Genomic DNA, 10,143 nt, shown 5'->3' on the forward strand with positions numbered 1-10,143 from the left:
AATTATGAAAATACTAAGTTATTAAACCCAATATTACATTAAGGGAGAAAATATGATCAAATTTAAAGAATTTCCTATTATAGATACAAAACACTTATTATTAAGAAGAATTGCTGATGATGATATTTATGACATTTTTGATTTAAGAAGAGACCCTAGAATGAACGAATATACTGATACGAAACCAGATAAAAGCCTAGAGGAAACAAAATTATATATTAATAAAATGAACAATGGTATTGATGAAGACAAATGGATTATTTGGGCGATTGAACATAGACAATCAAAAAAAGTAATTGGAACTATTAGCATTTGGAATATAGATTTAGAAGAAAGAAATGCTGAACTTGCTTATGGAATTGCAGTTAGCTATCAAAATAAAGGGCTAATGAAAGAAGCATTGTTAAGTGTAATAGATTATGGCTTTAATTGTATGAATTTAAATTCACTAGAAGCGTACACAGAGGAGAATAATATTAACTCTATTAAGCTTTTAGAAAAATGTAAGTTTATAGAAGTAGATAGGGTTGATGATGAAGGACTATACAGTGATAGAATTTATCATATGATTGTATATAAGCTGAATATAAATAGTTATTAGAAATATTTTAATAAAGTACTCACTTTAAAAGAAAAAAGAAAAGTTATGAATATATAGTAGGATACTTAAAAGGAGGTAAATAATGAAAGATATAATGACAGATAGATTAATTTTAAGACCTTGGAGAAATAGCGATAGTAAAGATTTGTATGAATATGCTCAAAGTGAATTAGTAGGTCCAAGGGCTGGGTGGAAACCACATAAATCAGAAGATGAAAGTAAAGAAATAATAAATAAGTTCATAGAAAATAATGATTCATATGCAATAGTTCTAAAGAAAGAAAACAAAGTAATTGGAGGAATTGGATTACATAATAGAAAACCTGACGATTCTTTGAAGGATTTAGAACAAAGAGAGATTGGTTATGTTTTAAATCCTAAATATTGGGGGCATGAATATGTTCCAGAAGCAGTGGAAGCATTAATTGATTATGGATTTAACGAAATGAATCTAGATTTAATATGGTGTGGACATTATGATTTTAATAATAACTCAAAAAGAGTTATCGAAAAATGTGGGTTTAAATATAAATTTACAAGAAAAGAAAATATAAAATTACTAGATAATATGGAAGTCAATATGGTGTATTATAATATTTTAAGAGATGACTATATTGAAGCTAATGCTACTTATCTATTTCAGATGAGAATCACAGAGAGCTAATTTAGAAAGATGCAAAAAGAGGTCACGATATATGAAAGTGCTGATTTTTGGTATAGTTGCAAGTGGGAAAACGACACTCTCAAGAAAATTATCTTTAAAATATAATATACCATGTTATGAGGGAGATAGTATAGCTTGGGGCGGAAAAGGTGAAGTAAGATATAAACGCTCAGATTTAGAACAACTAAATACAATCTTAGAAATAGATAGTAAAGGAGATTGGATAATTGAAGGCACTTATAGACAAAGTCAAAAATGTGCATTTGATATGTGTGATATAATCATTTTCTTAGATCCGCCATTATATATAAGAAAGGTAAGGATAATTACTCGATTTATAAAACAGAAGTTGGGAATAGAAAAATGCAATTACAATCCTACTTTTAAAATGCTAAAAAACATGTTTAAATGGACAAAAGATTTTGAAAATAAAAGAAGTAAATATGAAAATATGTTATTAGAATATGAAGATAAATTAATTAGAATAAAAAATGGGAAAGAGATAGAAGTAAAAATAGATAAAGGAGAAATTATAAATGAGTAAAATTTTAATGAATCTTATAAAATCTATAATATTTGGAATACTAATTTACCTTGGTTTCTTTTACACTTTGGGAACTATATTTAGTGCTGCCTTTGGAGCAGTAATGACAACAGGTATTTCTATTATTGTAACAATGCTTTTTTGTACATATACAATAATAGATACAATAAAAGAATATTCTGGTAAATAAATATTATAACGAATAAAACTCCTACTAATAAGTTATTGGTAGGAGTATTTTAAATTCAGTATATGTAGATTTTATTTAATACAAAGCTAATTAAAAGATTTATTGATGAGAATATTACTGAAATTATTAATACATTAGTTAAAAGTAAATTATATTTAATTATATTTATATGAGAAAATAAATCAAAATTAATTACATTAAGGATAAGTAATATTATGAAAATAAATATAACACCTATAAAAGCACCTTTAATATCTGCTTTACTTAAAGAGATATGAGAGCAGATACTAAATACCAAGTATAAAAACAAATAAAATTCTAGTCTTTTAAAGTTAGATAATGAGAAGATACTTTTTAAAAATGTAAATATACCATTAGCACTTAACAAATCATTAGTATTTTCTAAAGAAGCTGGTACAAATATTTTAAGTAATAAAATAATAATTAAACTTCCACATATAATAGGGGCTATACCTATAAAGAAGTTTCCTATTTGATGATATATATTCCTAGAGTTATAGGAATGATTTACATATCCTAAAGTACTATTTTCACTATTAACTTGAAAAAATTTTACTTCTTTGATTTTATGTCCAAATAATAAGGCAACTATAAGGTGGCTAAGTTCATGAATTGGAACACCTACAATGCCTGTAATATAAATAGATTGTCTACCGAATCTTTTTTGATAGTTATCCATAGATGTATTTCTTAAAAAACCAAGTATTAATCCAACTATAATTATAATCCCAATAAACCATGATAAATCTATTAATGTTTTTAAATAAATATTTTGAATTGCCATAAATTAACCTTCTTTCTTAAATTAAATTTTATAATACTATCAATTTTTAGTCCATTTTTATTTTGCTTGAAAGAAGTATTATAATAGTATAAATAGAAATATTTTCGCATTAATATTACAAAACTGTAAGGTTTATGTTATATACTTCAATGGATGAAAGATAAAAAAAGAAATACAATAGTCCTATATTAAGAAATGGGAGGAGAAATTATGAGAAATGAAATATTAAGAGTAGATAATATAGAAAAGTATTATGGGAGGAAAGGCAATATAACTAAGGCCGTAAACAATATAAGCTTCACTGTGGAAGAAGGAGAATTTGTTGGTGTTATGGGGGCTTCTGGTAGTGGAAAAACTACACTTTTAAATTGTATATCAACTATTGATAAAGTAAGCAGTGGACATATTTTTATTTCTGGAAATGATATTACAAAATTACATTCTAAAAAAATCTCAAAGTTTAGAAGAGAAGAATTAGGATTTATATTTCAAGATTTTAATTTATTAGATACTTTAACAGCTTATGAAAATATAGCACTTGCTTTAACTATTATGAAAGTTGATCATAAAGAAATAGATAAAAGAGTAAAGGAAGTTTCTAAAAAGTTAAATATAGAAGAGGTTTTAAATAAATATCCATATGAGATGTCAGGTGGTCAAAAGCAAAGAGTTGCATCAGCTAGAGCGATTATTACAAAACCATCATTGATATTAGCAGATGAACCAACAGGAGCTTTAGATTCTAAATCTGCAAAAATGTTACTTGAAAGTATGGAAGATTTAAATAAGAGTCTTAATGCTACTATTATGATGGTTACTCATGATGCTTTTTCAGCTAGCTATGCAAATAGAATTCTATTTATTAAAGATGGAAGGATATTTAATGAGTTAATTAGGGGGAATAATTCTAGAAAGGAATTCTTTGATAAGATAATTGAAGTTATTACACTTCTTGGAGGTGATCAAAGTAATGTATTCTAAATTAGCCTTTAGAAATTTGAAAAGAAGTTTTAAGGATTATGCAATTTATTTCTTAACATTGGTATTCGGGGTTTGTATATTTTATACCTTTAACTCAATTCAGTCACAAAGTATTATGATGGAGTTAAATGAACTTCAAGCTGATGCCTTTGGGGAAGTAGATCTAATAATGGGGTACGCTTCAATATTTGTATCCTTTGCATTAGCCTTTTTAATTATTTATGCAAATAATTATTTAATAAAGAGAAGAAAAAAAGAATTTGGTATATATATGACACTAGGGATGGATAAGGGAAACTTATCTACAATAATCTTTTTCGAAACATTATTAGTAGGTATAATTTCTTTAGGATTTGGATTAGGCTTAGGTGTTATACTATCACAAGGACTATCAGTTTTAACTGCCAAAATGTTTCAAGTTAACATGCTGGAGTTTAAGTTTGTTTTTTCATATAATGCAATGATAAAAACCTTTATATCATTTGGGATAATATATATATTAGTACTTATATTTAATTCAATATCTATTAGAAAGATTCAATTAATAGATTTGATAAATTCTTCTAAGAAAAATGAGAGTATTAAAGTAAGAAATGTTTGGGTTTCTGTAGTTGTGTTTATAGTAAGCTTAATAATGATAGGATATGCTTATTTTATTGCACTTGATAAGGGAACTTCATCGATAGGAGTTAATATAAATGGAACGAGCATCTTACTCGGAATTGGCGGAACGTTTTTATTTTTCTTTTCATTATCTGGCTTCTTATTAAAACTTGTTCAATCAAATAAAAAGTTCTATTTAAGAGATTTAAATATGTTTGTATTAAGGCAAATAAATAGCAAAATAAATACTATATTTATTTCAATGTCCTATATATGTTTATCACTATTTATAGGGATATGTATGATTGCAGGTGGACTTGGAATTAATAGTGTATCAAATTCTAATTTAAAAGATTTAACTCAATATGATGTAACCATTTGGAATGATGAAGGTATAGATGTAGAGGCGTATTTAAAAGAGAGAAATATTGATATAGGAGATTATTCAAGTGACTATGTTAGTTATATATATTATATAGGGGAACTTAGGAATAGTGATATTTTATCAGAAGAGGATTTAAATAAAGCAAAAGATTTATATTCGCTTTCAACAGATAGAGAAGTGCAAATTATTTCATTAACAAAGTTCAATGAAATAATGAAAATGTTAAGTAAGAATCCTATAACCTTAGAGGATGGAGAATATGCTTTATTTTCAGATATAGATATTTTAATAAATCCACTTAGTGACGTATTAGAAGATGGGAAAGAGATTAATATAAATGGTAATATTTTAAAGCCAGGCACAAAAAATGCAATAGAAGTCGTAGCTTATAATCAAAGTTATAAAAATAATATTTGTACAATAATAGTAAATGATGATATTATTTCTGGACTTACTCCATTGTCATCAACTTTAAATCTTAATTATGAAACTGATGGTGGGAAGGCTATTAATGAAAAGCTAAATAATCTTACTGAAGAGTCTATGGAAGAAAATGAAGGTTCAATTAACTATATAACAAGAGAAGAATTAATTGCACGAATTTCTATTGAAGGAGCTCTTATAGCTTATTTAGGAATTTATATTGGAGGAATATTCTTAATTGTTTCCGCAGCAGTGTTAGCTCTTCAACAGTTATCAGAATCTACAGACAATATTGTAAGATACAATTTGTTAAGGGAAATAGGTGTTGATGAAAGTATTATTAATAAAACTTTATTAACTCAAATAGCTATATATTTCTTAATGCCACTATCTCTAGCACTTATTCATTCAGTAGCAGGATTGGAATTTGCAAAAAGGATAATAGCACTTTTCGGTAGCGTTAGTATTATGAATAACATATTACTTGCATTATCTATACTTATCATAATTTATGGTGGATATTTTATTGCTACCTATTTTGGAGCTAAGAAAAATATTAATAATATAAGCTAGAGTTAAATGGAGTTGATTTAAAAACAACTCCAATTTTTCATAAGACAAATTGGGTATGTTTGTAAAATATGCTATAATAAGTATGAAAATTATGTTTTATAAAGAAGAGGAAAGATAATGAGAGCAAAAAAGTTGGGATTATCACCAGCATTTTTATGTCTATAATAGCTTTTGGAATAATCAGAATGAGTGTCATTAATAATAGAGAGCTCATTAATGGAACACCAACTATGACTGGAATATTCACATTTATTGCATATGTCATAGTAGCAATTATTTCAGTAATTTCATTTTTAATTATTATATTAATTAATTCTATCAGCAACGCTATATTAAGTAAAAATGTAAAAATTATTCTTTCTCTTATAGCAGTAATTGTATTTATACCAATAATATTTACAATCTTACTATTTTTTCATTAATTAAATTAGAATAAGAAATAAATATGAAATTCGAGCTTAAATAAGGAGGGAATATATGAAAAAAATATATAGGTTAATATTTGTTTTACATGTATTTGTTGGGTTAGGAGCTATGGCAGGAGGAATTAGTGCTATTATGAATCCTTATAGTCCACTAGGGTTGCATTCTGATACTTTAAAATATTCACCCTTTAGCAATTTTCTTATACCTGGGATTATATTATTTGTAGTAATAGGACTTGGCAATTTATTCAGTGCAATATCAATTCTTTTTAAATCAAAATATCAAGGTTATATAAGTAGCATTTTTAGTTGGGCTTTAGTAATATGGATTATTGTTCAATGCATAATGCTAAGAGCGATTGCTCATCTACATGTTATATTTTTTGTAATAGGACTAATACAAGCCTTTTTTTCTATTATAGTATTATTTAATCAAAGATTATTTCCTACTAACATTATTCTAACTATTATAAGAAAACTGCAAGTCAAATTTCCTGAAAGTAGTATCTTGAAGAGGATAAACAAATTAGAAAATAAATTCTACAAAGCATAATTAATATTTTTTTAAATTTTAATAATAATAATTACTACTTGAAAATATTTCTCAAAGGGTTATAGTTTATAATAAGAATATAAAATATATTTTTAAGGAGGTAATCAGATGGATATTAAATTAAGTGCATTAGATCAATCTCCTATAGGAGAAGGTTCAAGTTCTACTGAAGCATTAAGAAATACAATTATTCTAGCACAGGAGCTAGAAAAGCTAGGATATTATAGATTTTGGGTATCAGAACACCATGATACAAGAAGTTTAGCTGGCTCAAGTCCAGAAGTACTTATTTCTAGTATTGCAGCAAAAACTAATAAGATTAGGGTAGGATCAGGTGGAGTAATGTTACCACATTATAGTCCTTATAAGGTTGCTGAAAACTTTAAAGTATTAGAAGCTCTATATCCTAATAGAATAGATCTAGGAGTAGGAAGAGCACCAGGTGGCATGCCTTTAGCAACTAAGGCATTAATGCAGGGCAGAAGTATTTTTAATGATAAATATGAAGAAAAAGTATTAGATTTAGTGAGATATATTTATGATATAGTTCCTGAAAATCATGAGTTTAGTGGGCTAAAAGCAACTCCACTTGTAAATACTTATCCTGAAATTCATATACTAGGATCTAGTGGAGGAAGTGCAGGACTTGCAGCAGGTATTGGTGCATCTTATGCATATGCACAATTTATAACAGGAGGTATGGGAGTAAGCTCAGTAAATTGGTATAGAGATAATTTTAAGGAATCAGTTGTATCTTCATCACCCAAAACTATAATTTGTAGTTTTGTAATTTGTGGAGAAACAGAAGAAGAGGTTAATAACCAAGAGGCAATAATGGATTTAACTTTGTTATTAGTTGAAACAGGGAAATCTTTTGTAATACCATCATTAGAAAAAGCGTTAGCTTATAAATATTCTGAAACAGAAATGAAAATAATTATTAGGAATAGAAAAAGGATGATAGTTGGAACACCTGATAAAGTAAAAGAGCAAATAATAAATATGAGCAAGCTTTATAATACAGATGAATTTATGATAATTAACCTAAATACAAATTTAGATGAAAAGATAAAGTCGTATAGATTGATTTCAGAAGCTTTTAAAAAATAAATTCCTTCCTTCAGAGTATAAGGATAAAAAGATTATATGAGGTTGACTTGGAGCGAATCCGAGGTCGAAAGGAAAATACTATTTTTATCTATTCTTTTTCGCAATGTAAGATTTTATGGTAGTATATTATATGGAATAATAGTTATTTAAGGAGGCTTACTATGAAGATACTTATTACTAATGATGATGGAATAAATGCAAGAGGAATACTTGCTTTAGCTAAAGAAATCTCTAAAAAACATGAGGTTATAGTTGTAGCTCCTAGAGAGCAAAAAAGTGCATCTAGTCATTCTATATCAATTCATAATCCAATAAAAATAAGAGAAGAAAAGATTGATAAGAATTTTAAGGCATATAGCTTAGTTGGAACTCCAGCTGATTGTACTCAAGCAGGATTATCGTTACTTAGCAAGGATATAGATTTAGTTATTTCAGGAATAAATAGGGGCTTAAATTGCGGAACAGATATACTTTATTCTGGCACTGTTTCTGCTGCAGTTGAAGGAGCTATATATAATGTGCCGTCTATTGCAATTTCAATGGAAGTAGATTGGGAAAAATACGATGAAGATTATACTAAGGCTGCTAATTGGATAAGTAAAGTAGTGGATATAGCTGAAAAAAATTATTTGAGAGAAGATGTTGTTTTAAATGTTAATGTTCCAAATATAGCTGAAGAAGAAATAAAAGGGATTAAGGTTTGTAAACTTGGTAAATCTACTTATAAGACAAATTATGTTTTGGTAGAAGAAAATGAAGATATGATTTACATAACTAAAAGTTCCAAGAATGAAATATCAGAAGAAGATTCTGATTTATACTACCTATCACAAGGTTATGTAACTTTAACTCCATTACATTTTGATTTTACTAATTTTAAAATTTTGGATGAAGTAATAAGTATATTTGAAAATTAGGTGATTTAATATTGGGAGGAGCTGTTTTTTAGGCAGCTCCTTTATTATTAAGTATAGATTTGTTTTCTTGGATGTAGTTTAATATAGCTTTTTTTATAGAATTTGCAATTGCATCTTGACCTTTATCAGACTTTAAAAATCTTTCATCAGATGAATTACTTAAGAATCCTAATTCTAATAATGCAGGAATACCAGTATTTAATTCTAGAACTGCTAAAGCATCATCTTTATCTTCATAGGTCTTTATATTTCTGTCTTCTGTATAATTTAAGTTAACTAATGCATTTTGTAAGGTTAAAGCTAAGTTCTTACTATTTTCATCATTTGATTTATACCAAGTTTCAATTCCTTTTGCATCTTTGTTGTCATAATCACTATTACAATGAATAGAAATAAATAAATCTGCTCGTAGGACCTCTGAAATTTTTATTCTTTCCTTTAGACTATCATTTGCAGTATCAAGCCAAGGCAAAGAATCATTTGTTCTTGTATAAACCACTTTAATTCCGCTTTCCTCTAACAGCTTGCCGAGCTTTAAAGAAATATCTAATACTATATCTTTTTCAAGCGCGCCTGATGATCCTTTTGCCCCTGTATCCCAATCCCCATGACCTGGATCTATACAAATAATAACTTCATTATTCATGTTGGCAGATAATTTAACTTTATTGTTAGTATAAGAATTATTTTTTATCAATAAGACGATAGTAAAAGTACATATAGCAATTAATAGAAGGCTTAAGCGAAATATTATCTTTCTTCTTTTATTTCTTTTATGGAGGAGTTTTCTTTTGTATGAAATATCAAATTTAGGTTTCTCCATATCACAGTCCTCTTTTTTCTAAATATTTTACATAATAATATTATACTAATAGATTATAAAAATGTAAATAAATGGAAATGAATAAGTGGTTTATCATTGGTTGATAATATAGAAATATTGATATAAACTATAGTAAAGGGGGAAGGGCCATGCCTAAAATTTTACAAAATCTAAGAGAAACAATATTAAAAGAAGGATATGCTTTATTAGAGAATAAAGGCTATAAGAATTTTAGTATGAGAGAACTAGCTAATAAGTGTGACATTGGCCTAGGAACGGTATACAATTATTTTGAAAATAAGTCGTCATTAGTAAGAGAAATTTTTATAGATACTTGGATAAAAATTATAGAAGATTTAAAAACTGTTAAAGATAAAAATATATCTTTTGAGGAGAAAATAGAACTAATATACTTAGGATTAAAAAAGTTTTTAGTATATCATAAAGAAGTTTTTTTTGAACTAACAATGGAAGAAAAAAGATTTGAAGATAATAAATCTCATTCTCATTCAAAATATGATGTATTAAATGAATTATATGTAATTG

Annotated in this window: 13 protein-coding genes; 11 read left to right on the top strand and 2 right to left on the bottom strand. The window is 26.9% G+C overall.

From position 1 onward, the window contains the following. The first annotated feature begins 52 nt into the window (after positions 1-52). The 4 genes from QK892_RS06905 (at position 53) to QK892_RS06920 (ending at position 1,999) form a co-directional block, all read left to right on the top strand. On the top strand, positions 53-601 hold the full coding sequence (locus QK892_RS06905; protein ID WP_317272803.1) for a GNAT family N-acetyltransferase: 549 nt from the start codon (positions 53-55) through the stop codon (positions 599-601). An 82-nt stretch (positions 602-683) separates the two neighbouring features. After that, positions 684-1,265 (top strand): GNAT family N-acetyltransferase, encoded by a 582-nt coding sequence (locus QK892_RS06910; protein ID WP_317272804.1) that lies wholly within the window; start codon positions 684-686, stop codon positions 1,263-1,265. A gap of 31 nt (positions 1,266-1,296) precedes the next feature. After that, the gene (locus QK892_RS06915) at positions 1,297-1,809 is read left to right on the top strand and encodes a P-loop NTPase family protein (protein WP_317272805.1); all 513 of its coding nucleotides are present in this window, start codon (positions 1,297-1,299) and stop codon (positions 1,807-1,809) included. Then, positions 1,802-1,999, top strand: coding sequence for a hypothetical protein (locus tag QK892_RS06920; RefSeq protein WP_317272806.1), 198 nt, complete (start codon positions 1,802-1,804; stop codon positions 1,997-1,999). Before QK892_RS06915 ends, QK892_RS06920 begins: the two co-directional genes overlap by 8 nt. 55 nt (positions 2,000-2,054) lie before the next feature. Here QK892_RS06920 and QK892_RS06925 read toward each other — a convergent pair whose 3' ends face one another. Further along, entirely contained in the window at positions 2,055-2,804 is a 750-nt protein-coding gene (locus tag QK892_RS06925; RefSeq protein WP_317272807.1) for a metalloprotease family protein, read from the bottom strand. Between the two features lie 210 nt (positions 2,805-3,014). Between QK892_RS06925 and QK892_RS06930 the strand changes: the two genes are divergently transcribed. The 6 genes from QK892_RS06930 (at position 3,015) to surE (ending at position 8,774) form a co-directional block, all read left to right on the top strand. Further along, positions 3,015-3,785, top strand: coding sequence for an ABC transporter ATP-binding protein (locus tag QK892_RS06930; protein ID WP_317272808.1), 771 nt, complete (start codon positions 3,015-3,017; stop codon positions 3,783-3,785). Next, positions 3,775-5,769: an ABC transporter permease gene (locus QK892_RS06935; RefSeq protein WP_317272809.1), complete on the top strand. Its 1,995-nt coding sequence runs from the start codon at positions 3,775-3,777 to the stop codon at positions 5,767-5,769. Before QK892_RS06930 ends, QK892_RS06935 begins: the two co-directional genes overlap by 11 nt. Before the next feature lie 185 nt (positions 5,770-5,954). Then, the gene (locus tag QK892_RS06940; RefSeq protein ID WP_317272810.1) at positions 5,955-6,191 is read left to right on the top strand and encodes a hypothetical protein; all 237 of its coding nucleotides are present in this window, start codon (positions 5,955-5,957) and stop codon (positions 6,189-6,191) included. A gap of 55 nt (positions 6,192-6,246) precedes the next feature. Next, positions 6,247-6,747, top strand: coding sequence for a hypothetical protein (locus tag QK892_RS06945; RefSeq protein ID WP_317272811.1), 501 nt, complete (start codon positions 6,247-6,249; stop codon positions 6,745-6,747). A 108-nt stretch (positions 6,748-6,855) separates the two neighbouring features. Continuing rightward, positions 6,856-7,857, top strand: a complete 1,002-nt coding sequence (locus tag QK892_RS06950; RefSeq protein ID WP_317272812.1) for an LLM class flavin-dependent oxidoreductase — start codon at positions 6,856-6,858, stop codon at positions 7,855-7,857. Between the two features lie 161 nt (positions 7,858-8,018). Then, on the top strand, positions 8,019-8,774 hold the full coding sequence (gene surE / locus QK892_RS06955; RefSeq protein WP_317272813.1) for a 5'/3'-nucleotidase SurE: 756 nt from the start codon (positions 8,019-8,021) through the stop codon (positions 8,772-8,774). Positions 8,775-8,802: 28 nt separating this feature from the next. Here the strand turns inward: surE and QK892_RS06960 are convergent, their stop codons facing one another. Further along, on the bottom strand, positions 8,803-9,597 hold the full coding sequence (locus QK892_RS06960; RefSeq protein ID WP_317272814.1) for an N-acetylmuramoyl-L-alanine amidase family protein: 795 nt from the start codon (positions 9,595-9,597) through the stop codon (positions 8,803-8,805). A gap of 149 nt (positions 9,598-9,746) precedes the next feature. On the opposite strand from QK892_RS06960, the gene QK892_RS06965 reads away from it, so the two are divergent. Continuing rightward, positions 9,747-10,143, top strand: a 397-nt coding sequence (locus tag QK892_RS06965; protein WP_317272815.1) for a TetR/AcrR family transcriptional regulator, incomplete at its 3' end; no start/stop codon positions are given.

It is taken from the genome of Clostridium lamae, assembly GCF_033043255.1.
GTDB classification, from domain to species: Bacteria; Bacillota; Clostridia; order Clostridiales; family Clostridiaceae; genus Clostridium; species Clostridium lamae.

What these genes read in the sequence shown, in the direction of transcription:
- surE (WP_317272813.1), top strand. Translation starts at nt 8,019, where the DNA reads ATGAAGATACTTATTACTAATGATGATGGAATAAATGCAAGAGGAATA.
- QK892_RS06935 (WP_317272809.1), top strand. Translation starts at nt 3,775, where the DNA reads ATGTATTCTAAATTAGCCTTTAGAAATTTGAAAAGAAGTTTTAAGGAT.
- QK892_RS06945 (WP_317272811.1), top strand. Translation starts at nt 6,247, where the DNA reads ATGAAAAAAATATATAGGTTAATATTTGTTTTACATGTATTTGTTGGG.
- QK892_RS06925 (WP_317272807.1), bottom strand. Translation starts at nt 2,804, where the DNA reads ATGGCAATTCAAAATATTTATTTAAAAACATTAATAGATTTATCATGG.
- QK892_RS06960 (WP_317272814.1), bottom strand. Translation starts at nt 9,597, where the DNA reads ATGGAGAAACCTAAATTTGATATTTCATACAAAAGAAAACTCCTCCAT.
- QK892_RS06930 (WP_317272808.1), top strand. Translation starts at nt 3,015, where the DNA reads ATGAGAAATGAAATATTAAGAGTAGATAATATAGAAAAGTATTATGGG.
- QK892_RS06905 (WP_317272803.1), top strand. Translation starts at nt 53, where the DNA reads ATGATCAAATTTAAAGAATTTCCTATTATAGATACAAAACACTTATTA.
- QK892_RS06915 (WP_317272805.1), top strand. Translation starts at nt 1,297, where the DNA reads ATGAAAGTGCTGATTTTTGGTATAGTTGCAAGTGGGAAAACGACACTC.
- QK892_RS06940 (WP_317272810.1), top strand. Translation starts at nt 5,955, where the DNA reads ATGAGTGTCATTAATAATAGAGAGCTCATTAATGGAACACCAACTATG.
- QK892_RS06920 (WP_317272806.1), top strand. Translation starts at nt 1,802, where the DNA reads ATGAGTAAAATTTTAATGAATCTTATAAAATCTATAATATTTGGAATA.
- QK892_RS06910 (WP_317272804.1), top strand. Translation starts at nt 684, where the DNA reads ATGAAAGATATAATGACAGATAGATTAATTTTAAGACCTTGGAGAAAT.
- QK892_RS06950 (WP_317272812.1), top strand. Translation starts at nt 6,856, where the DNA reads ATGGATATTAAATTAAGTGCATTAGATCAATCTCCTATAGGAGAAGGT.